Origin of the sequence: Paenibacillus sp. 2KB_20, assembly GCF_052115765.1 — a bacterium.
Taxonomy (GTDB): domain Bacteria; phylum Bacillota; class Bacilli; order Paenibacillales; family Paenibacillaceae; genus Paenibacillus_AQ.
On the sequence record NZ_JBFRHH010000015.1, the window covers coordinates 1 to 22,199 of the forward strand.

Sequence of the window (22,199 nt, forward strand, 5' to 3'; positions counted from 1 at the left end):
CGTCCTGAGCCAGGATCAAACTCTCCAATAAAGTGTTTGACTTGCTCATTTCTTAACTGACGAGAATTTGTTCAATTCTCTATTTCAACGTTCCACCTAAGTGGTCCGTTTTACTCACTCGTTGTTCAGTTTTCAAAGATCAACTTCTTCGTTACCAGCGAATCTCGTTCGCACCAGCAACTCTTATAATATATCATGTTTGTTTCGATAATGCAAGAGGTTTTTTTAGGAAGTTTTTTAAGTTCTTCTTAAATGCTTCATTACTTTCGGTTGACCTCTATCCCATCGCAATCTTGCTTATCGCGACTGGATTTATAATGTATCATATTTCTCAACCCGATAGCAATACATAATTTCTTCCAAATGTTAATTCCTTTATAAATAGCTGTTAGCAGTATTTCATTACAGTAGATTCATAGACAGTATGTTGACGAGCATACAAAAGGGACCAAGATGAGGTCCCTTTTGTTTAACTATAACTAGGCATTCATTGATGATGTCTTAACCCTTGATCCAGGGATTGTGGCGCTTGCCTTTTGATGAGACTTGAGGCTTGCGTGATTTCTTGGCTGCAGTTCTTGTTTTATTAGCTTGCTGACGATGGACTTTGGCTCTTTCCTTAGCATTCTCTTCAATGGCGGTATCTCTCGATACGGATGGTTCCGTATCATTCTCAACGTCACTGCTGATCGACATATTGGGTTGCTTTGCTTCGAATGGAGCCGACGGATTGAATGCCGAATCGAGCTGCTGGTCATTTTGCCGATCATACCAGTTCTGTTCATATGGATTTACAAATGGAGGATATGCTCCTTGAGTTCCCATGAGTTCGGACGGATATCCGTATGGCCTAGCATTGTAGTCCATTCCACCCTGCCAAGGTTGATACGGTACCGCCATGTCCGGTGCATGCTGATAATGCCCGTGTTGCGGCATGTCATAGTGCGGACTAACTTCTCCCCCGTGGCATCCGCAAGGAGACGGGACATAACCATATGTCGGCGCTGTATGATGATGCTCAGGATATGGATGGTAATCGGAACCCATATTCCCTGTATACGATTCCGTGATCGAGAACTGGGAATATTCCAAGCTCATTGGCTGTTCAGAAACACCCGGATATCCTGAAGCTGCATTTCCCCAGCCTTCATTATAGGAAACGGGCATCGCTTCCTGCGGTATATGGTGATACGGATGAACGGCTGTGCCGTAATCGGAACCATGCCAATGTTTAGGTTCATGGCAACCACATGGCCCTTCATGAAAACCACCGTATGGAGGCATCATAAATGCAGGCGCTTCTTGAAAAGGAAACTCCGGACACGGATGCGGCATCATATGAAGTGGCATCTCCGCAAATGGCGGACATGGTTCGGCCATGGGATGGATTGGGTGAGGTAACGGCATGGTTTTAACAGGGTACGTATACTCAGGTTCTATTGACTTATATGGCGGTTTAAAATCTGGTTTGTACTCTGGTTTATATTCAGGTTTGAATTCAGGTTTGAATTCAGGTTTGAATTCAGGTTTGAATTCAGGCATGATTGCAGGCTTTTTAAAATCAGGCATGACATCCGGTTTCTTTACTTCTGGCAGGATCTCTGGTTTCTTGACTTCCGGCAGGATGACCGGCATCTTGATTTCAGGTAAAATCTCCGGTTTGTACTCCGGTTCGAATTTCTTAGGCTCCTCGGGGAAAGGCGAAATCTCAGGAAGTTTCGGCAAAATCGGCGGCTCGGGCTCCTTAACTTCCGGAACAACCGGAGGCTGCTCGATCGGCGCTGTGATTTCTTCCTTTACTCCTGTGTAATCCTTGCTGCCCGGCTTCTTCTTGCCCGGGTTCGAACCACTGCCACTGCTCATCGAACCCCAGTCATCTGCGCCCGACTCCGAATATACGCCTGATGAAGGGATGTTCACGACCTCTCCCACCAGCAGTGCATTCGGATTTTTAAGCTGCGGGTTGGCATCAATGATTTCCTTCAAGGTTACGCCCCATGCCTTCGACAGTTTCCAGAGGGAGTCCCCCTGCTTTACCGTATGCTTATGGATAATGGGTTGGCTGCCGCCTGGTACCGGAACAGGCTCTGTCGGTAATTTGATTTTGGCACCGACATCGAGCTTATTCGGATCCACCAGCTGTGGATTGGCATCGATGATTTTCGCTAAAGGAACGTCGTATTTTTTGGACAGCTCATATAGGGTGTCGCCTTCCTTGACGATGTGTATCTTCACGCCGCTAAAACCTCCTACACTCTTCTAGGCGTCATGTAATTCGCCCGCTTTCGTTACTACATCCTATGCACGGAATAGGCGATTGACATCCCTCTGGGCAAAAAAAATCCTTTCATCGACATGAAAGGATTGTTTAAGTCGTTTATTTAGCTGTCCAAAAACGTTAGGATTCCCACACTTTATAACCGTCTTGATCCACAATTTTGCGGAATTCCTCGAGCAATTGAAGCGTAATTGGACCAGCCTGCCCTTTTCCGATCATCCGTCCGTCAATTTCGCGAGCGGCGATGACCTCGGCGGCGGTTCCTGTAAAAAATACCTCGTCTGCAATATATACGTCATGCATGCTGAAAGGCTCTTCCTTCAATTTAATGCCGAGTTTATCGCACAAATCAATAATCGCCTGACGTGTAATGCCTTCAAGCGCACCAAGGTAGCACGGTGGCGTGGTGACCACGCCGTTTTTCACGATAAAAATATTGTCCCCGGAGCCTTCCGTCACATATCCTTGTGCGTTCATCATGATTGCTTCATCCGCTCCCGCAAAGTTGGATTGTATCTTCACAAGAATATTGTTCAAATAGTTCAGAGACTTGATTTTCGGATTGAGCGCATCCGGAATGTTACGGCGCTGGGCTACTGATACGGCCTTCAAACCGTTCAGATAGGCTTCTTCAGAGTAGATCGCCAGCTGTTCCACAATGATCAACACCGTTGGTTTAGGGCAGCGACGCGGATCCAGACCCAGATTGCCTGCACCTCGGGATACTACGATACGGATGTACCCGTTTCGCATATCGTTGCGCCGAATCGTTTCGGCCGTAGCCTCCAGCAGCTCATCATATGCCAGTGGGATGACTAAATCGATGGACTTGGCGGAATCGTACAGCCGATCCAAGTGTTCCTTGCACTTAAAGATGTTGCCGTTATATATCCGAATGCCTTCGAATATGCCGTCTCCGTACAAAAATCCATGATCAAAAACGGATACTTTTGCATTCTCTTTTGTGACGAATTCTCCATCCAGATGGATCCATTGCTCTGACATTTACTTAACCTCCATTTTCTCACTCTCGTACGCATAGCCCGGATAAGTACCCAGCACACGAACCAAACATCCCAGCGCTTCAATCTCTCCCATGGCGGCGAGCAATAGAACGGAATCCGCTGCGGCCATGACATCGATATAAAAATAGTAATTACCGAGTTTCTTCTTCGTCGGACGGGATTCGATCCGCGACAGGTTCAGGCGCCGCCAAGCAAAAGCAGAAAGCACCTGATGCAGCGCTCCCGGCACATCCTCTGGGAGGGTCACGAGAATGCTGGTCTTGATATGCTCCGGCGAACGGTTGACTGAAATCGGCTCGCGTCCGATCAAGACAAACCGGGTGTAATTGTTATCATGGTCGGTAATACGCTCGGCAAGCAGGTTTAATCCGTGAGTGGCTGCCCCAAGTGAAGTGCCGATCGCCGCCCATCCCTGGCCGGGATTTTCCTTTACGATCTTAACCCCTTCAGACGTGCTGCCTACTTGCTCCAACTCAGCCTGTGGTGCGGCCTTCGCAAGGAACTGACGGCACTGGGCCGTTGCTACTTGGTGGGACCAAATTTTTGTGATTTTACTGTAATCCATCGTACCGTCATTTGAACGGAACTCGGCAGCATTTCCGATCAGGTTTTGAATGGAAGGATAGACCCACTCTACCTGCATCGGCAGATCCACCTCATTGACCAACCAATCCATATGAAGGCTCACGGAGCCTTCGATGGTATTCTCAATCGGGATCACGCTGTAATCGCTTTGTCCTTCTACTGTAGACATAAATACATCAGAGATCAGTTTATGGTGGACAAACTCCACCGGCTCACCGTTAAGGAGATAAAGTATCGCTTCATGAGATACCGATCCTGAGGGCAACAAGGCTATTTTTTTCATGCGGTAACTTCCCCTCTAATCATATCCAAAAAGGATCTATTGTTTATATCATCCAAGAGCTGGACGCCTTCCGCAACTGGATTCAATTGGTAGCACGAAGACGAGATTCCTTCTGCCTTCATCGTCTCCATTAAATACGCGCTCAATTCTTCTACCCGTGAATCGTTCCGATCCACCAACGCAATCATCGTCGGGCCCGCTCCGCTTAGCGCAACACCGAGCGCTCCGTGGCTTGTCGCTTCGGTCAAAATCTTGGTCATCCCTGGCACAAGCGGAACCCGATAGGGTTGGTGAATCCGATCTTGCATTGCAGCCCGAATCAAGTCCAGTCTGCCTGCCGAAAGAGCCGCGGTCATCAAGGAGGATCGACTAATATTATATACAGCATCTGCTAAACTGACCTGGGCGGGCAGCGCTTCCCTTGCTTTGGATGTAGCCAACTCGAAATCGGGAATAACCACGAGCGTTCCGAGGTCTGCTGGAGGTTGAATTCGTATATAATCCGCATGGGCTCCGTCCCATACCGCCGTAATAATCCCTCCAAATAAAGAAGCCCCTACATTATCCGGGTGCTTCTCAAGATCCGTCGCCATGTCAAAAAGCTTGGAATCGGGCAGCGGCGAACCGATCAGCGCATTGGCAGCCGCCAGCGCCCCTACAATCGCCGATGCACTGCTGCCAAGACCGCGGGTAAGCGGAATTTCGGAGTACATGGAAATCTCCAGATCAGGAACAGCCTGTCCCGCTTCTTCAAAAACCATCTGAGCCACCTTGTAGATCAGGTTGCTCTTATCCGTCGGCAGACCTCCCATCTCATCACCATGAAGATGGAATACGGTCCGCTCCGACGCCTTCATCTCGATCCAGGAATATAAAGACAATGCCATGCCGAGTGTATCGAATCCAGGTCCCAAATTAGCCGTACTGGCCGGAACCTTCACCCGGACACCTTGAGACAAACTCATACCCGTGCAGCTCCTTCAAGCTTAGCAATAGCATCCATTACGGCTGATTCCGTATCCGATACGACGAGCGGTTCGGCGTTCACGGTAGAAATGGCGATATTCGGATCCTTGAGCCCATGCCCTGTCAGCACACAGACAACGGACTCTCCACCTTTAAAATATCCTTCTCGCTTCATTTTATAAACGCCTGCGATGGAGGCAGCCGATCCTGGCTCGGCAAAAATGCCCTCACGCGATGCAATTTTGCGGTATGCTTCCAAAATTTCTTCATCCGTTACGTAGTTAATCTGTCCACCGGATTCCTCTGCGGCGGCAACCGCGGTTTTCCAGCTGGCCGGGTTCCCGATACGGATGGCAGTCGCTACCGTTTCCGGATTCGCAATAGGCTCTCCCTTCACGATCGCCATAGCACCTTCCGCTTCAAATCCTAGCATTTTCGGTAGTGAAGATGATTTGCCCGCCGCGTGGTACTCTTTAAATCCTTTCCAGTAAGCGGAGATGTTCCCCGCATTGCCGACCGGAATCGCCAGCACGTCCGGAGCTTTCCCTAACTGGTCTACGACTTCGAATGCAGCCGTCTTCTGGCCTTCGATTCGATAAGGATTCACGGAGTTCACAAGCGCAATCGGATGCTTCGCCGTAATCTCGCGCACGATTTCCAGCGCGCGGTCAAAATTGCCCTCAATCGCAATAACCTTCGCTCCGTAGATCATCGCCTGGGCGAGCTTGCCCAGCGCAATATTATTGTTCGGAATGATAACGATACAATTTAATCCGCCACGAGCGGCATAAGCAGCAGCTGCTGCAGAAGTATTACCCGTGGAAGCGCACATAATAGTACGGCTTCCCTCTTCCATTGCTTTCGCTACGGCCATCACCATCCCGCGGTCTTTAAATGAACCCGTTGGATTAAGTCCTTCAAATTTGAAATGCAGATCAATTCCGAGCTCTTCGGATAGATTCACGGCTTTGATCAAGGGTGTGTTCCCTTCCTTAAGCGTTAGAAGCGGAGTACGCTCATTCACCGGCAAATATTCTCTGTAGGTTTGAAGCAATCCTTCATACGGCATCTCTCATGTTCTCCTTTTCTTATGAAAAAATTATATCGGGTATTTAATGAGTTCTAATCCCTTATCCTTCAACTCGGTAAACACTTTTAATCCGGCGGATGACTTCCAGGCCTTCAAAATGATTCAACACTTCATCCATATTGGCTTTGCTCGCATTGTGCGTGACGATAATAATCTCTGCGTCCGGATTATGCTCGTTCGGCTGCTGAACAACCGATTCCAGGCTTACGTTATATTCGGCGAACACCTGCGTAATTTGGGCAAGTACACCTGCTTTATCGTCGACATGAAGCAAAATGAAGTTCTTGTACATGATCTGCTCATCGGTTTTGAGTTTCTTCGGTTTGTAAGGAACGATGGCTTTGAGCCCGTTGACGCCGAGCTTCAGATTCTTGATGACCGCAACCAAGTCTGCAACAACGGATGTAGCGGTTGGCATCTCGCCGGCGCCGGCTCCGTAAAACATCGTTTCACCTACAGCTTCTCCGTATACATAAACCGCGTTAAATACCCCATTCACGGCCGCGATAGGATGTCCTTTTCGAACCATCGTAGGCTGAACAGCGATGCTGAACTCATCGTCCTGACGCTCCGCTATACCCAGAAGCTTCATCTCGTAGCCCAAACGCTTCGCATAGGCGATATCTTCTTTGGTCACTTGCGAGATTCCCTTAACGGTTACATCCTGGAGCTCAACGTTCGTGCGGAAGCCGAGTGCCCCTAGTATCGCCATTTTGCGGGCCGCGTCCAAGCCTTCCACATCGGAGGTCGGATCGGCTTCTGCATAACCGAGCTCCTGAGCTTCAGCCAGGACATCCTCATACGATGCCCCTTCTTGGCTCATCTTGGTCAAAATGAAGTTGGTTGTACCGTTCACGATCCCCATGATTTTCATGATTCGATCCGAGGAGAAGCCTTCAATCAACGTGCGGATAATAGGAATACCGCCAGCAACGCTTGCCTCGTAGAACACGTCGCACTGCTTCTCTTGTGCCTTGGCTAATATTTCGGCACCATGGAGAGCCATCAGATCCTTATTCGCGGTAACGATATGCTTGCCGCGCTCAAGCGCTTCGAGGATATAGGTTTTCGTCTGCTCAATCCCGCCCATCACTTCAACGATGACATCAATCTCAGGATCGCGGATGACCGCCCATGGATCTTCCGTCAGTTTATTCTGGTCCACATTGATACTGCGGTACTTCTCCAAATGTTTGACAGCGATGCGTTCTATCGAAATCGGCGAACCGACCTGGCTGCTCAAATCCTCCTGATGCCCCTCAACGATGCGGACAACCCCTGTTCCTACGGTTCCTAATCCCAAAAGTCCTACTTTGACCGGTTTCATTAATACATACCTCCTGTATCCCATCGCATAGATATCTATTTATTCGTCATAACTTAACCCTGGCCTATCATCTGCACTCTTCTTACTCCGGTTATTCGTCTCAATCCGTCGAGCAGATCATCCAGTTCCTCATTAAGCCGGGATACTTCGACGGAAATCACGACATTGGCGATACCCTGCAGTGGAATGCTCTGATGAATGGTTAATACATTCCCGCCTTCACCCGCTACCAGCCCCAGCACTTCGGATAGCATCCCGGAGCGATGTTCCATATCGATAGAAATCGTTACGATTTCATCTCGTTCCAGTTGATTGATAGGATGGATTCCATCCTTGTACTTATAAAAAGCGCTTCGGCTAAGCCCAACTTGCTCAACGGCTTCATGGACCGTCCTAACGTCTCCCGACGCCAGCAATTTTTTCACTTGCATCGTCTTAACCACAGCCTCGGGAAGGATGTCTTCCCGGACCAAATAGTAGCGTTCCTTCACAAACGTCCTCTCCTCAAAGACTACTGTATTCGTATAGTGGACATTATACTGGATATACCAAGTAAGGGCAATACATAAGTGTCCAGTTTTTTTAGATATCCCGATATTTCTTATGTCAACTCTATAGCCTATACTATATCGCAATTCGATTCGGAACACATCGATATTCACGTCAAAATTGTAAATGATGCGTAAGAAAAAGCAGTCTCCGGTATGCGGAAACTGCCGATGAAACAACCATGTTTAAGATTTGAGATCAAACGCTCCGCGTAAAATCTAAGCAACAATGATCGTGCCGCAGTACTCGCACTCTTTTTCCTCTTGGGGTGAAATCACAGTCCTTGCACCGCAGTTGGAACATTCCACAGACTTCGGTCCTGGATCGGGCGTCGCTTCGTTTCGGGTTAATGGCGCTGGTTCAGCCGCAACTTCTCCCAGTGAATACTGCATTCTCTGTCCGCTGCGCGAAACAAATTCCCCTTGGAATGGGGATTGGGTTCTCCTCTGCAAGGACGGGATGATGACGACTCCATTGTCGAGCTTTCCGTTAGGCAGCATACGCCGTTCAAACATGAACGTGATATCCCGGACGGCATGTGCCGGCGTTTGTCTTGCCTCACGAGCGATATATTCAATCTGGACGAGCCCTCTTTTCATAATGGCATTCGAATAAAATTGCAGCAAACTGTTGAATTTCTTGTCTTCTTTTTTGGCAATCAACAGCATGATGATAGCTGGAACCAGTATAATAACGCCCCAAACGATGGAAGCCGAATAGAGGCCATCGACATCTTTATCATCAATAGTCGCCAGAATCATAAGCAATTCAAAGATTCCATAGGTGATGACCAAAACCCACCCGAAGAGCCGATTGTTTCGTCCCTTACAGTGATTATGGCGATGGGTGACAAGGACCCGAACAGCTGTCAGCACAATGGCCAGCGGAAAAAACAGAACCGCTAGCGCAATAATGGAATAATCGATGCCTGTGAATTTCTGTTTAAAGCGCTTGAGATCAGAAGCTTCCATTTTCTATCCCCTCTATCATCTGCATTAGGTTGATCCCGCCTTTGCTTTCAGAAGTTCCGTGTTGCGATCCTGTACCGTTCTAAGGATATCGCAGATGATGTGAACGGTTTGCTCTACCAGCTCATCACGTTGTTCCGCTTGTGTTTCCCCGATCAGTGCCACTTGGTCCTCCAACATCGCGATTTTTTGCTGGATCATATGCTCCACTTCATATAATGAGGTGTGTGTGATTGGATCGCTATACCGAAGCGTTTCCTCAAGCTCGGCCATTTGCCGGTCTAACAAATGAATGTTTTCTCCTGGCATCTCCCCTAGTTTTCTCCGGATTCCCCCGATCCAAGCCACCGTCTCTTTCTTAACCGAAAGATGATCACTTTCCTTCCATTCATGAGCTCCTGCATATTTTCCCGCCAAAGCTATCAGTCCTAGAACAACCGAAAACCCCAGGAAGGTTATCAGATGAATCATCAAATACGAAGATTCAGGCAGCTTAAATAAATATCCCAGCAGAATAACCTCCAGCAAGACGGAGATTGTATAGATCCCTATAATAACGCCTGAAGCAATATGAAAGGGTGCTCCTGACGAAGCCGCTTTGCGCTGGTGCATGACAAAACCGATAAATACGAGAATGGCCGCCTCGGCGCATCCGAGGGCTATGCCCGATATCCAAGCATTCAGCTGAACGATCCCACTGATCAATCCGAACAGAAGGATGGTTACGACCGGAAGCGCTACGGCAGCCAGCCATAATCTGTTTCGACTTGTGGTCCTTGTGTTCACTCTATTCCCCCGCTTTCACTTCACATCAATTTATGACCGCACTCCATGCAGAACTTCTGGCCCGGTTTGATCTCATGATGACACCCAGGACATGTAAGTTCATGGCTCGACCCGCAGTGCGGGCAAAACTTGGCTTCCGCATCCACCAATTCACCGCATGCCCGGCAAGGCATAGGCAGCGGTGCACCGCACTCCGGACATTCAACAGCACCGGCAGGATGGTCATGACCACACTTAGGGCATGCATGGTAAGGGTCTCCGCAGTGAAGACAAAACTTGGCATTCGGAGGTAGAGGCTGCCCGCAATCGTTGCACCGGACAGTTTTCGCTGGCTCTTGCTCGGCTTGCGCCTGAAGCGATTGGCCGCATCCCGAACAGAATCGGGCTTCTTCCCCGTTCCGTGTTCCGCACTTGGTACATGCCTTCTGGTTGATTGGCATATCATCCTTCTCTAGTTCCTTTGAACTCTCAAACATATGCCGGGCGGTCTCGTACATCGGGCCGACCATCCCAAGCCCCATGCCCAGCCCGGTCCCCATGACCGCTGCCGGGCTGCCGGGATTCTTCGCTGCCCCCTCAAGCGTATTAAAGGTTCTTTCCTGATGATAGGTATATCCGATGATGTCCATCTCCGCTTTCTTCGCTAGCGCCTCCTTGATTCGAACAGTTGCAGGGTCATTCTCCGGTATGTTGATGGAATCTACATAGAAATTCAGCAGAGTGATCCCTATCTCTTCAAATGAAGGCGCAATCGCCTCCATGATATGCTTCGATATTTCCGCTATGTAAGCATTGATCTCCACAACGCTGATTTTTTTGCGAACGATATAGGAGGATATGATTTCCGTAATATTGGACATCAGTACGCCGCGATAATATTTAATCAGGGTGCCCTGGTCAAAAGTTTGCAGCGTACCGACCATGGTCGCCAGAAACTTTCGCGGATCGCTGATCTGTACGCCGAATTGGCCAAAAGCCCGGACCGATACGATAATATTGTATTTCGGATCTTGCAGCTGGATCGGCGAGTTGGTCCCCCATTTCACGTCCAGTGAACGAAGTTTATTCACAAACCAGACTTCTGCCGTAAAGGGAGACTTCCCACCGAATGGAAGATTGATCACATTGGATAAAATCGGTATATTCGCTGTGCTCAGCGTATGCCGCCCCGCTGAGAAGGAGTCCAGGGCCTGACCGCCCTTATACAGGATTGCCTCCTGTGTCTCATGAACAATGAGCTGGGTCCAAGTCCCTAACTCCTGATTCGGATAACGCCATGCAAACACATCCGGCGGCCCTTCGTATTTTACAACTTCAATAATAGCCATAGTTCTACTCTCCTTTTTACGCCGTTCCTTCCATCCTGATTGTCTATGGAAAAGGACTATTGTACTACTATTGTATACGATTTACCCGATATGTGGATGCAAAATTTGGAAACCTAAATGGAAAAAGACATATCGAAACAGTTTCACAGGCAGATGCCATAAATCACTGTTCATGTTTACGAGTTATCGATTCATAGAGATACAAGTTCGTTCATAAAAAAAATACCGCCAAGCCTGCTGTTATACAGACTTTGCGGTATTTTTCTTCAAAACGTACTTTTTACGCATTAATAGTAGCTGCTGCCTTCAACAAATTCGAATTCGAAATCGCCAATCCGTACAATGGTGCCTTCTGTCGCGCCCCGTTTCCGGAGTTCTTCATCAATGCCCATATGACGCATTGTTCTTGCAAGCTTCAGAATCGCATCATGTGAATTCATCTGCATCCGTTTCAGCATCCGCTCAATTCGCTCGCTATGCACCACATACATCTCATTATCCCTAGTGACGGTGAAGGAGTTGTCGTTTTGCGCTTTGAATTTATACACCTTACGCTCGGAAACCTCGGATACTTCTTCAATCGCTGGCTCATCCGGAATACTTTCGAGCACATCGATCGTGCGATAAAGAAGTTCCTGGATACCTTGTCGGGTCAGCGAGGAAATCGGCATGACCTCGATGTCCGGACGGATTTCCTTCACCTTCTCTTTGAAGGCTGCCAAATACTCTTCCGCCTCCGGCATATCCATTTTATTAGCGGCTACGATTTGCGGCCGATCGACCAGAATCGGGTTGTAAAGCCTGATTTCATCATTGATTTTTTCCCAGTCCTCAAACGGATCCCTTCCTTCCGTGCCTGCCATATCCACAACATGGATAATGACGCGTGTTCTTTCCACGTGCCGGAGGAATTCGTGACCAAGTCCCACGCCTTCATGCGCACCCTCAATCAGACCAGGCAAGTCAGCCATTACGAAATTGCGACCGTCTCCAACCTCAACCATTCCCAAATTCGGTGTTATGGTCGTAAAGTGGTATGCGCCGATCTTCGGCTGAGCCGCAGATACAACGGATAACAAGGTTGATTTGCCTACGCTTGGGAACCCGACGAGACCTACATCAGCCATCACTTTAAGTTCCAGGGTTACGTAACGCTCTTCGCCTTCCTCACCGTTCTCGGCAAGTTCAGGTGCCGGATTGTTCGGCGTAGCAAAGCGGATATTTCCACGCCCTCCACGGCCTCCTCTGGCAACAACAACCTGTTGACCGTGCCGGGTCAAATCCCCAATCACCTCACCGGTATCGTCATCCATTAAGATGGTACCCGGCGGGATACGGACAATCATGCTATCCGCATTGGCGCCATGCTGACTTTTATTGCGGCCTTTTTCCCCACGCTTGGCCTTAAAATGCTTCTGGTAACGGAAATCCATCAACGTGCGCAGTCCTTCGTCCACCCGGAAAATCACGTCGCCGCCCTTACCGCCGTCACCGCCGGCAGGTCCGCCTTCAGGAACGTATTTCTCTCGACGGAACGCAATGAGACCATCTCCGCCGTCTCCGCCTTTTACATATACTTTTGCCTTATCTACAAACATGAAATCACCTTCCTCAAGTCACAAACGGCAAATACAAACGATACGAGGTCTCCCCCGGCTCCGTCTGCTCCACCCGAATGCCTTCGCCTTTTACGGATTGTTCAATCTGAAGCTTCAAGCTGTCCGGGTCACCAAAGGATCCTTCTCCTTGTGCGCATACCATCAGCTCTTGTTCTTGCTGCATAAATGTTAATGTTAAATGCCGGGTATCCCCCCAGGACGCTTTTCCGCTCAATTGAAAAGCTCTCACCGTTTGAATGATTGCTTCGGTAAAAGACTCCGCCGTTTGTGGCGATACTTTGTCTTCCAGTTGTACCTGGTCCACAACTTCAACTTCGAGCTGCAGATTGTTGCTGTACGTACGGTATGAATGTAAATAAAAAACCAGCGAAGGAATGCCTAGCTTAGAGATTCTGCTCTCCGTCGCCATCCTGTCCTTTATTCTTTCCACAGAACCCACTGTTTTATCAAGCTTTCCAAGTTGAATGTAGCCGTACAAAATTTGAAGCTCATTCATCCAATCATGACGATGGTGATTCAGCATCTGAATCGCCGTCGACTCCATATTCCGAACGATGGCTTGCTGTCTACGCTCGTCCGATTTTCGGACAAGCCATGCACCGCAGACAGACGCAGTGACAGCCCAAACCGTCAACACTGCTCCTGCAGCCAAAGTCGGTTTCCATACCATCCATGCTACGGGTATTACGGAGGTTAACCCCGCCCCAGCTGCTATCCATTTCCAGGATTTCATCGCTTCTCCTCGTCTTTCAACAGCAATTGGTTACATTCACCAAATCCCAGTATATCATAGACTTTCAGGACGGTTCATCCCCTGGATGATGATCTTTGCGCAATTTACAAAAAAAGAAGCCCCGGCAACGATGCCGAAAGGCTTCTTCTGTATGCAGCATAAGAAACGATTAAGCTTCTACTGCAGCCGCTACTGGAGCGACATCAACCGGGTAGACGCTCACTTTCTTGCGATCACGACCCCAACGTTCAAATTTCACAACGCCGTCAACTTTCGCAAACAAAGTATCGTCTTTACCGATACCTACGTTCGTGCCTGGATGAATTTTCGTTCCGCGTTGGCGAACCAAGATGCTGCCGCCAGTCACTGCTTGACCGTCCGCACGTTTCACACCAAGACGTTTCGATTCGCTATCGCGACCGTTCTTTGTGGAACCTACACCTTTTTTCGATGCGAATAACTGAAGATCCAATTTCAACATGTTGTCTACCTCCTTCTTCAAGTAGTCAATTCTTGTATTCTTATATACTTGCCGTATGAATCGGCAATTCCCTGTAACATAACAACCATGGATTCGAGAAGCAGTTGAACTTGTCCCGAGACGGAATCGTCTGCCGTCGGCGGAAGATTCGCGCTAAGAAAGCCGCCCTTCATCCGGGTCTCCATAACAGTTCCGGTTAACGCTTCAATGGAATTGACCGTTCCCACTGTAATGCTGGAAACTCCAGCACATACAATATCTTCTCCAGGATTGGCATATCCCGCGTGCCCCGTAACCTTAAAGCTATGGATCCGTCCATCTCCCCCGCGCAGTACTTGCACAGTAATCAATTACCGCACCTACTTACGCTTGGATTTTCTCGATGGTTACTTTAGTGTAAGGTTGACGATGACCTTGCTTCTTGTGGTAGTTCTTCTTCGGCTTGTATTTGTATACAACGACCTTACGGCCTTTACCGTGCTTCTCTACCTTCGCAGTTACAGTTGCACCGGAAACAACCGGCGTACCTGCTACCAAACCGTCCTCTTTGGATACGGCCAGTACACGGTCGAAAGTCACGCTCTCGCCGTCACCTGCAGTCAGCTTCTCGATGAACAATACGTCGCCCTCTTGAACTTTGTATTGTTTACCACCTGTTTCGATAATAGCGTACATTTGCTTGCACCTCCCTATGTCTCAGACTCGCCTAGTTTAAGGTGTCCGTCCTAAGCAGGAACGTCCTTGCTAACCCAACCGGAGCGGTTACAGCATGTGCAGCAATTCATCACTAGACACATACCCAATGATAATATCATATCCCATGTTCACCGTCAACATCATTGTTCGATAACAACGCCTCTGCCCCCACAAGCCCCGCAGGGCTTGGCAAATGGGAGCGAAGAGCTTTCTCTAGCTTTTTTGCGGGTCATTTCCAGCAGTCCCAGCTTGGTCCAACCCACCACAAAGCTCTTGGTACGGTCCTTGCGCATCACAGCCTCCATGGCAGAAACAATCTGCTCCCGATACTCTTCACGATCCATATCGATGAAATCAACGATGATAATGCCTCCGATATCCCAGAGCCGCAAGATTCTTGCAATCTGCTGCGCCGCCATAAGATTTGTCTTCAGCACCGTTTCCTCGAAATTATTGCCACCGATATATTTGGCTGTATTCACGTCCATGATGGTCATGGCCTCCGTCTGATCTACAACGATGGTTATACCCTCGGGAAGCGTGATTTTCCTTGCAAAGCCGGCTCTCATCTGCTCGTCCAACCCGTAAGCATGAAAAATCGGACTTCCTTCCGAGTAATATGTAACCTTTGGCTCTATACCAGGAACGGTTTCCCTCAGATAGCTCTTGGTTTCCTCGCCTTTAAGCTTGCTGTCGATCACAAGTTCGTCATGAAGTGGATCAAAAGCATCGCGGAGAAAACGCTGCAGCATACCTAGATCACGATGCAGAAGCGTTGGAGCAGGAGAAGATTCGCCCTTGTCGAGAATTCGCGCCCACTCTTTCCGCAGATATTCAAGATCTCCCTTAAGAAATTCTAAAGGCTCGTCCTCCGATACCGTGCGGATAATGATCCCCTCTTCGTCTGTGCGGAGCTGATCGCCGATACTCTTGAGCCTTGCTCTTTCCGCATCACGTCCAATTTTCTTGGAGACGGCAACATAATCCGCAGTAGGCATGTACACCATGCATCTACCAGGAAGCGAGAAATGGGTAGTGACCCGCGCCCCCTTGCCACCTCTCGGTTCCTTCATCACCTGCACGATCAATTCCTGGCCAACTGTTAGCAGCTCCGATATGGACGGCTTCTGCTTGGGCTGCTTCTCTAAATGAGGATGGAGCACATCATCAATATATAGAAATGCATTCTTCTTCAGCCCGATATCTACAAAAGCCGCCTGCATGCCCGGCAGCACATTAACGACCCTGCCCTTATAAAAACTACCGACTACACTTTCCTCACGACTCCGCTCAACGGCGAATTCTGCTAACCTCCCATCTTCGATGAGGGCCATCTGAATGGTCTCATGTTCACAATGAACTATCATTTGCCTCATGGCTTCACCCCTCAAATGGAAGACGATATTCTATTTTTTTATCCTAACACAATCTCAGATGATATGAATGGATAAAGAATCATGGCCCGCCCTGCGTCTTCCTCATGGTGTTTACGATTTACGCATACCAGGGCGGACCATTTGATGCAAAATAAGAAGAGATCACATGCTGCTCCGGAACGACGGCAAGCAGGCTGCCTCGTCCGCTCATGACATAAATGAGATGATACTTCTCTCGTTTAAATAGACGCATGATATCATCCAAAGGTTTCGAAGAATCTGCAACGATTGGCTGGGCAGGACCGAGTCCATCCAAATTTCCTTCATAAATCTCGCTCCGATTAACCAAAAATCGTAAGAACCGGTAATGCACATTCCGATAGTCTTCAAAATTGGAATACGCTAAAAAGAGACCGATCATCAGCACATTTAAACGGATACCGCCGCCAAAGAATAACGGCTGCAAGCCATATCCGATCATGATCAAGCTGCACAAAATGCCGGCGCGGGAAGCCCACAGCAAGGTCGCATGATATGGGGCGAGCAGGCTCATAAGAGCTTGCAGCACTTTGCCGCCATCCAGTGGCAGAATCGGGAGAAGGTTAAACAGCGCAATGATGAGATTCCCCTGAATGATATAAGATAACAGCTGCTCGTCTCCCCACCCCGCCCATCTGCACACCAGGGTAATTCCAATCATGATGACATTTTGCAGCGGACCTGCAACCGCAATGATGATTTCCTTCATCGCGGTCATTCTGCCGTCATCTTCAATGACAGCAACGCCGCCGAACGGCAGCATCTGAATGGCTCGTACCTTGAACCCCATCGCTGCCGCTGCGGCGGCGTGTCCCAATTCATGAATAAACACGATAATAAACAGGGTCAGCAATTCTAAAAAGTGACCGGTGAATACAGAGGCCAGCATGACAATAACAAAGAGAGGATGCAGCGACAATACCGTTCCCTTAAACTTAATCAAACGGAATCACTTCCGCCGGATCGACACCACGATTCCCCTCTTTCAGTTCGAAATAAAGGGCGGGCGGGCTGCCTGTACCTGAAGACGCCAATGTGCCGATAATATCTCCACCTTGGACCCAATCGTTTACCTTAAGTCCCGTTTCTGCCAGCCTGCTGTATATCGCCGTTCTCTCTCCTGTATGCTGTATGAGAATGGTGATCCCATTCTCAGGATGATCTTTAACCTCAAGCACGCGTCCAGTCTCTATACTCTTAACCGCCCGGTCTGCTAAAGAACCCCCTCCGGCTTCCAAAACAATGCCTTTAAGATCCACAGCAAAGGATTGGACCACCTTTCCGGAAAGCGGAGGAACTAAAGTAGTCCCGGCATTTACCTTCGTCGAGTGCTCGTCAGTTTGTCCAAAAATCGGAATAAAGGAAGGCGCGCTTCCAAAGTGCTCCTCGTACCATACTTGAGCTGCCTGAAAATCCATCTCATGGCTCAGTCCCTCAACAATAAAAGCTTGTGTACGAAGAGCCCACGGCTGCTGAAACGAAAATACCCCCCATGCCAACCCAAACACCAGCGCACTGACGATTACGCGGCGCACCAAGCCCGACAGAAACGAAGCTTTTCTTGGAGGTTCCCCTGGATCACCGGGATCCAGCGTACCATACCAACCGCGGTGCCCTTGCTTCCAAAGCTGCTCGGGGTCCGGTTCCCTGTCTGCGCGAGGGGATGGGTTCGCTCTGTGATCCTGTACAAAGCCTGTCTTGTGAAGATTGAGATTGGCAAGCTTCCTCTCGGGAACGGGCGTCCATGACGACTTATCATGCGGTGCCTGAGACTGTTCCCCTTCCAGCAGCTCGCGAATGCGGGCTTCTCTTCGGTTCTTAACTGAAGTTTTGATGTCCATTGTTCTTTCCCCCTTGGGGCTTGTTTTCTTACTCTATCCTATGAGGAGATGAAAGATATTTAGAACAAGCCCTATTGAAGAAGCTAGCGGAACGTATGCAGATCAAAACAGCGTCGATGAAGTAAACAAAAAACCGATGCCTTCCGGCACCGGTTCGTGTTAATCCCTTAACCCATTCCAAAAAACTTTTTGAATTTGGTGAACATTCCTTTTTTCTGATGGATTTGCATCAGAGGAACGGTGTCACCCAGGATACGACGGGCGATGTTTCTATAGGCGATGGCTGCCTGGGAGTCCGGATTCATCACCGTAGGCTCCCCGATGTTGGCCGCTTTAATGACCATTTCATCATCTGGCACGATACCGATCAGATCAATATTCAGCACCTGCAGCACATCTTCAATCTCCAGCATGTCGCCGGATTTCACCATGTTCGGGCGAATCCGGTTCACAACGAGCTTCGGAGACTCGACATGCGAGCTCTCCAGCAGGCCGATAATCCGATCTGCGTCCCGCACGGCCGCATTCTCGGGCGTTGTAACCACAATCGCTTTATCTGCACCGGCAATGGCATTCTTAAATCCTTGCTCGATTCCAGCCGGACAATCGATAATGACGTATTCGAATTCTTTTTTCAATTCAAGTACGATATCTTTCACCTGCTCCGGAGAAACGGCATTCTTGTCTTTGGTCTGGGCTGCAGGAAGCATATACAGCTCATCAAAGCGCTTATCCTTGATTAGCGCCTGGTTAAGTCGGCATCGCCCTTCTGCAACGTCGCACAAATCGTATATTATCCGGTTTTCCAGGCCCATCACGACATCCAAATTACGAAGACCGATGTCCGTATCAACCAGACACACTTTTTTACCGAGCAGTGCCAAAGCTGTGCCGATGTTCGCTGATGTCGTCGTTTTACCGACTCCGCCTTTACCTGAAGTTACGACGATTGCCTCTCCCATGTTCTACACCCCTTTAAACACATTAAAATCCCGACCCAAACGTGAGATGTTGCTGATCTTATCGATCTCCATGCTTCCGTCCTTCAAATACGCAAACTCCATGACCGTTTCCCGCGTCTCCCATTCATCCGGCGGTCTGCTGATCATCTGGGAGATACGGAGCTGGGTAGGGGCAAAATACGAAGCCGCTATAATCGCTTCCTCGTTGCCCTCTACACCGGCGTGCGCGGTTCCACGCAGAGCTCCCAATATGTAGATATCGCCAGTACACGTTATGGTCCCGCCGGGATTCACATCGCCGAGGAACAAGAGATCGCCGTCATGATGCAGCACCTGTCCAGAACGCACCATTCCCGTCTTCAGTGTAAGCTTCTCCTCTGGAATGAGCTCGGACTCAAGCGGCGGCGACTCCACATTACGTATCAGCAGGTTGCCCTTTTGCTTCAATATGTCAAGAATCGTCTGCTTCTCTTCTTCGGAAATTTTCCGGGAACCCAGCTTCACATCCACATGAATGATAGGCCCGGTCAAAATATTCTGATGACTGTGCTCCAGCTTATAGCGCAGCTCGTCGAGCAACTCCTCCAGCTCGCACTGGTCATCAAGCAGGAATACCAGGCCATCTTTGATGCCCTTAATCGTTACATGATTGGATTTTACAGCCATAAGCCTGTCCCTCCCATCCCTATACATTTCGCGCTCAAACCTTCAAGTTCCTGCTAGTCTAGTAAAATGTCATAATGGAGGGTTCAGGATGCCTTCCTTCTCTGATTCTTCGTAACCAACTCAATCTGCTTGCGAAGAGGAACGTAAATCGCCAGAGCAAAGGCAAAATGAACAAGGAGATTGGGTAGCATATGATGAAGCAGTGACCAATTATAAGAAGTCGGATTGAGTCGAAACACCTTATATATGCCAAAAAGCGTACTGTCAAACAACAAACTTCCCAGAATGACAACGGTCATCATCATGGGCAATGGTGCCCGCGGGGACTTGAATACAAGTCCCACCAGATATGCGGATACGCCCATAGCAAATGAATAAGTGCCAATCATCTCGCCGTAATACACGATATCGTGAAGCATGCCGAATATGAGTCCGAGCACCAGTCCCGTATGGCGATGATAATAAATCGATACAAAGAACAAGCAGACCAATACAAAATTAGGATAAATCTGAAGCTGCAGCGAGCTTGGCGTTAACCAGAAAACCACCGTGCCCTGCAGGATAAACAACACGAACAGCAACAGGACCAGAATCTGTTTACGTGCCATCTTATTCCGGCTCCTCAGGCGTAAAGACGATGATCAGATACTTCCAGTCATCAAACTTGGCCGCTGGTTTGATCGTAGCTGTTCTGCTCTGACCGTATTGGCTTACCTGAACACTTTTTACCTCACCAATGATCAAGCCCTGTGGTATAACGCCTCCGGCACCGGATGAAATGATTTTATCGCCCTTCTTGATCGGATCATTCTCCTGAATACGCGTCATCTGCAGTGTGTTGGTCTTCTCATCGTAGCTCTCAACCACGCCAAACGTTTTATCCTCTTTGCCGATGGCCGTTACCGAAATCGGCTGCGGGTTCGGATCCTGGGCGTCCATCGATGTCAACAGTTTCACCGTTGAGGTGAAATTGCTCACACTGCTAATAATACCGACCATGCCGTCCACTGTCGTGACCGACATATTGGGGCGAACCCCATCGCGCTCGCCCAGATCGACGACAAGTGTCCGGTTATTCGGATCCGAGTTGACGCTGAGCACCTGGGCCGTACGGTACTCATATTTGTCACGATTTTTCTGGTTCTCTGTAAAATGGAGCTGATCCCGAAGCTTTTCGTAATTAGCTTTCATCGTGTTATAATTCGCACTCTCTCGAGAATATTGGGCAACCGCTCTACGCAACTCCTCATTCTCTTCATAGATCTCCTTCATGTTCCGTACATCTTCAAAGAAACCCGCTATATAGGCAGCGGGCTTATAAAACACACTTTGCACAAAACCGACCGTATCTTTGACAAATTTTTCAGGCCAAGATAAAGAAGCTCTCGGGCCGAGCGTAAACCCCATAATAGCGATAAACGCTACCAGCCCGATGAGCATAATAAACAATCGCTTATTACCTAGCAGCTTAAACAGTTGCAACACCCTCTAACTTACTGTTTTCTCTCCCAACATTAGGGGTTTACACTTCTATTTTGATTTCTACCGTTTGGAACGGACGGCAGAGCTGCTCCGGGATTTAAACAAGTGAATGTTCTCGAGCGCTTTACCTGTACCAATGGCCACGCAATCCAGCGGATTCTCTGCAACGATCACCGGCATGCCGGTCTCTTCAGCGAGCAGCTTGTCCAGGTTGCGAAGCAATGCGCCGCCTCCCGTAAGCACGATGCCCCGGTCCATAATATCCGCAGCAAGCTCCGGAGGACATTTCTCAAGCGTAACCTTAACAGCTTCAACAATCGCATTAATCGTATCTGCCAACGCTTCGCTAATCTCATCCGAAGTAATGGTAATCGTCTTCGGCAGACCCGTCACCAAGTCACGGCCGCGAATTTCCATCGTTTCCACGGTCTCCAGCGGCATGGCGGAACCGACTTCCATCTTGAGCAGCTCGGATGTGCGCTCACCGATCATCAAGTTATATTGACGTTTGATATAGGAAATAATAGACTCATCCATCTCATCGCCTGCCACGCGTACAGAGCGGCTGGTTACGATACCGCCAAGAGAAATGACCGCAACCTCGGTCGTACCTCCGCCGATATCAACAACCATGCTCCCTGTAGGTTCCCACACAGGCAAATCGGCACCGATTGCAGCTGCAAAAGGTTCTTCGATCGTATAAGCTTCGCGTGCACCGGCTTGCTTGGTCGCATCTTCAACCGCACGCTGCTCTACCGCCGTAATGCCGGAAGGTACACATACCATCACGTTCGGATGGCGCGGGAATATGGAACGTTGCTTCTGTGCTTGACGAATAAAGTATTTAATCATCGTAGCTGTTGTATCAAAATCAGCGATGACTCCGTCTTTCATCGGACGAATGGCACGAATATTGCCTGGTGTGCGTCCAATCATTTTCTTAGCCGATTCTCCGACGGCTTCAATGCTCTTAGTATCTGTACGCAGAGCAACCACGGAAGGCTCTCTTACGACAATTCCTTTCCCACGAACATAAACCAGCGTATTTGCCGTCCCCAAATCGATTCCCAAATCTTTCGTAAAACCACCTAACATGATGTATCTCCCTTTCTTCGTCAA

At 48.9% G+C, this 22,199-nt stretch carries 23 protein-coding genes; all 23 read right to left on the reverse strand.

Annotation, left to right across the window (positions count from 1 at the left end; translation table 11 throughout):
* Positions 1-501: 501 nt before the first annotated feature.
* Positions 502-2,235, reverse strand: a complete 1,734-nt coding sequence (locus AB4124_RS28585) for a LysM peptidoglycan-binding domain-containing protein (RefSeq protein ID WP_441974951.1) — start codon at positions 2,233-2,235, stop codon at positions 502-504.
* A 163-nt stretch (positions 2,236-2,398) separates the two neighbouring features.
* On the reverse strand, positions 2,399-3,283 hold the full coding sequence (gene ilvE / locus AB4124_RS28590) for a branched-chain-amino-acid transaminase (protein ID WP_441974952.1): 885 nt from the start codon (positions 3,281-3,283) through the stop codon (positions 2,399-2,401).
* The gene (gene pheA / locus AB4124_RS28595) at positions 3,284-4,171 is read right to left on the reverse strand and encodes a prephenate dehydratase (protein ID WP_076323145.1); all 888 of its coding nucleotides are present in this window, start codon (positions 4,169-4,171) and stop codon (positions 3,284-3,286) included.
* The gene (gene thrB / locus AB4124_RS28600; protein ID WP_441974953.1) at positions 4,168-5,136 is read right to left on the reverse strand and encodes a homoserine kinase; all 969 of its coding nucleotides are present in this window, start codon (positions 5,134-5,136) and stop codon (positions 4,168-4,170) included. The genes pheA and thrB overlap by 4 nt, the downstream gene beginning before the upstream one ends.
* A complete protein-coding gene (gene thrC / locus AB4124_RS28605) occupies positions 5,133-6,206 on the reverse strand; it encodes a threonine synthase (protein ID WP_076323143.1) in 1,074 nt (357 codons plus the stop codon). The genes thrB and thrC overlap by 4 nt, the downstream gene beginning before the upstream one ends.
* Positions 6,207-6,267: 61 nt before the next feature.
* Positions 6,268-7,554, reverse strand: coding sequence for a homoserine dehydrogenase (locus tag AB4124_RS28610; RefSeq protein WP_441974954.1), 1,287 nt, complete (start codon positions 7,552-7,554; stop codon positions 6,268-6,270).
* A gap of 53 nt (positions 7,555-7,607) precedes the next feature.
* Complete coding sequence (locus tag AB4124_RS28615; protein ID WP_063478870.1) at positions 7,608-8,045, reverse strand: ACT domain-containing protein; 438 nt, start codon at positions 8,043-8,045, stop codon at positions 7,608-7,610.
* 276 nt (positions 8,046-8,321) lie between these two features.
* Positions 8,322-9,074, reverse strand: coding sequence for a hypothetical protein (locus tag AB4124_RS28620; RefSeq protein ID WP_441974955.1), 753 nt, complete (start codon positions 9,072-9,074; stop codon positions 8,322-8,324).
* Positions 9,075-9,098: 24 nt separating this feature from the next.
* Entirely contained in the window at positions 9,099-9,857 is a 759-nt protein-coding gene (locus AB4124_RS28625) for a hypothetical protein (RefSeq protein WP_430111227.1), read from the reverse strand.
* 20 nt (positions 9,858-9,877) lie between these two features.
* Positions 9,878-11,185 (reverse strand): SPFH domain-containing protein, encoded by a 1,308-nt coding sequence (locus AB4124_RS28630; RefSeq protein WP_441974956.1) that lies wholly within the window; start codon positions 11,183-11,185, stop codon positions 9,878-9,880.
* Positions 11,186-11,472: 287 nt separating this feature from the next.
* Positions 11,473-12,783, reverse strand: a complete 1,311-nt coding sequence (obgE, locus tag AB4124_RS28635; protein WP_430111230.1) for a GTPase ObgE — start codon at positions 12,781-12,783, stop codon at positions 11,473-11,475.
* A 13-nt stretch (positions 12,784-12,796) separates the two neighbouring features.
* Positions 12,797-13,537, reverse strand: a complete 741-nt coding sequence (locus tag AB4124_RS28640; protein ID WP_441974957.1) for a Spo0B domain-containing protein — start codon at positions 13,535-13,537, stop codon at positions 12,797-12,799.
* A 169-nt stretch (positions 13,538-13,706) separates the two neighbouring features.
* Positions 13,707-14,018 carry a 50S ribosomal protein L27 gene (gene rpmA / locus AB4124_RS28645; RefSeq protein WP_015734021.1) on the reverse strand — a complete coding sequence of 104 codons (312 nt, stop codon included), beginning with the start codon at positions 14,016-14,018 and terminating at the stop codon, positions 13,707-13,709.
* A 17-nt stretch (positions 14,019-14,035) separates the two neighbouring features.
* On the reverse strand, positions 14,036-14,368 hold the full coding sequence (locus tag AB4124_RS28650) for a ribosomal-processing cysteine protease Prp (protein ID WP_076323135.1): 333 nt from the start codon (positions 14,366-14,368) through the stop codon (positions 14,036-14,038).
* A 13-nt stretch (positions 14,369-14,381) separates the two neighbouring features.
* Positions 14,382-14,693, reverse strand: coding sequence for a 50S ribosomal protein L21 (gene rplU / locus AB4124_RS28655; RefSeq protein ID WP_006208810.1), 312 nt, complete (start codon positions 14,691-14,693; stop codon positions 14,382-14,384).
* A 161-nt stretch (positions 14,694-14,854) separates the two neighbouring features.
* Complete coding sequence (locus tag AB4124_RS28660) at positions 14,855-16,090, reverse strand: Rne/Rng family ribonuclease (RefSeq protein ID WP_441974958.1); 1,236 nt, start codon at positions 16,088-16,090, stop codon at positions 14,855-14,857.
* Between the two features lie 118 nt (positions 16,091-16,208).
* On the reverse strand, positions 16,209-17,072 hold the full coding sequence (locus tag AB4124_RS28665; RefSeq protein ID WP_441974959.1) for a M50 family metallopeptidase: 864 nt from the start codon (positions 17,070-17,072) through the stop codon (positions 16,209-16,211).
* Positions 17,065-17,970, reverse strand: a complete 906-nt coding sequence (locus tag AB4124_RS28670) for a peptidoglycan DD-metalloendopeptidase family protein (RefSeq protein WP_430111238.1) — start codon at positions 17,968-17,970, stop codon at positions 17,065-17,067. The genes AB4124_RS28665 and AB4124_RS28670 overlap by 8 nt, the downstream gene beginning before the upstream one ends.
* A gap of 167 nt (positions 17,971-18,137) precedes the next feature.
* Positions 18,138-18,932: a septum site-determining protein MinD gene (minD, locus tag AB4124_RS28675; RefSeq protein WP_009594006.1), complete on the reverse strand. Its 795-nt coding sequence runs from the start codon at positions 18,930-18,932 to the stop codon at positions 18,138-18,140.
* Between the two features lie 3 nt (positions 18,933-18,935).
* Entirely contained in the window at positions 18,936-19,598 is a 663-nt protein-coding gene (locus tag AB4124_RS28680) for a septum site-determining protein MinC (protein ID WP_076323131.1), read from the reverse strand.
* Between the two features lie 83 nt (positions 19,599-19,681).
* Positions 19,682-20,206, reverse strand: coding sequence for a rod shape-determining protein MreD (gene mreD, locus AB4124_RS28685; RefSeq protein WP_076323130.1), 525 nt, complete (start codon positions 20,204-20,206; stop codon positions 19,682-19,684).
* Position 20,207: 1 nt separating this feature from the next.
* A complete protein-coding gene (gene mreC / locus AB4124_RS28690; protein WP_076323129.1) occupies positions 20,208-21,083 on the reverse strand; it encodes a rod shape-determining protein MreC in 876 nt (291 codons plus the stop codon).
* A gap of 57 nt (positions 21,084-21,140) precedes the next feature.
* Positions 21,141-22,175 carry a rod shape-determining protein gene (locus AB4124_RS28695; RefSeq protein ID WP_009593998.1) on the reverse strand — a complete coding sequence of 345 codons (1,035 nt, stop codon included), beginning with the start codon at positions 22,173-22,175 and terminating at the stop codon, positions 21,141-21,143.
* Positions 22,176-22,199 lie beyond the last annotated feature (24 nt).

Bases quoted from the DNA above. Each gene is read 5' to 3' on its own strand.
- ilvE (WP_441974952.1), bottom strand. From the start codon at position 3,283: ATGTCAGAGCAATGGATCCATCTGGATGGAGAATTCGTCACAAAAGAG.
- pheA (WP_076323145.1), bottom strand. From the start codon at position 4,171: ATGAAAAAAATAGCCTTGTTGCCCTCAGGATCGGTATCTCATGAAGCG.
- thrB (WP_441974953.1), bottom strand. From the start codon at position 5,136: ATGAGTTTGTCTCAAGGTGTCCGGGTGAAGGTTCCGGCCAGTACGGCT.
- thrC (WP_076323143.1), bottom strand. From the start codon at position 6,206: ATGCCGTATGAAGGATTGCTTCAAACCTACAGAGAATATTTGCCGGTG.
- AB4124_RS28610 (WP_441974954.1), bottom strand. From the start codon at position 7,554: ATGAAACCGGTCAAAGTAGGACTTTTGGGATTAGGAACCGTAGGAACA.
- AB4124_RS28620 (WP_441974955.1), bottom strand. From the start codon at position 9,074: ATGGAAGCTTCTGATCTCAAGCGCTTTAAACAGAAATTCACAGGCATC.
- AB4124_RS28630 (WP_441974956.1), bottom strand. From the start codon at position 11,185: ATGGCTATTATTGAAGTTGTAAAATACGAAGGGCCGCCGGATGTGTTT.
- obgE (WP_430111230.1), bottom strand. From the start codon at position 12,783: ATGTTTGTAGATAAGGCAAAAGTATATGTAAAAGGCGGAGACGGCGGA.
- AB4124_RS28640 (WP_441974957.1), bottom strand. From the start codon at position 13,537: ATGAAATCCTGGAAATGGATAGCAGCTGGGGCGGGGTTAACCTCCGTA.
- rpmA (WP_015734021.1), bottom strand. From the start codon at position 14,018: ATGTTGAAATTGGATCTTCAGTTATTCGCATCGAAAAAAGGTGTAGGT.
- rplU (WP_006208810.1), bottom strand. From the start codon at position 14,693: ATGTACGCTATTATCGAAACAGGTGGTAAACAATACAAAGTTCAAGAG.
- AB4124_RS28660 (WP_441974958.1), bottom strand. From the start codon at position 16,090: ATGAGGCAAATGATAGTTCATTGTGAACATGAGACCATTCAGATGGCC.
- AB4124_RS28670 (WP_430111238.1), bottom strand. From the start codon at position 17,970: ATGGACATCAAAACTTCAGTTAAGAACCGAAGAGAAGCCCGCATTCGC.
- minD (WP_009594006.1), bottom strand. From the start codon at position 18,932: ATGGGAGAGGCAATCGTCGTAACTTCAGGTAAAGGCGGAGTCGGTAAA.
- AB4124_RS28680 (WP_076323131.1), bottom strand. From the start codon at position 19,598: ATGGCTGTAAAATCCAATCATGTAACGATTAAGGGCATCAAAGATGGC.
- mreD (WP_076323130.1), bottom strand. From the start codon at position 20,206: ATGGCACGTAAACAGATTCTGGTCCTGTTGCTGTTCGTGTTGTTTATC.
- AB4124_RS28695 (WP_009593998.1), bottom strand. From the start codon at position 22,175: ATGTTAGGTGGTTTTACGAAAGATTTGGGAATCGATTTGGGGACGGCA.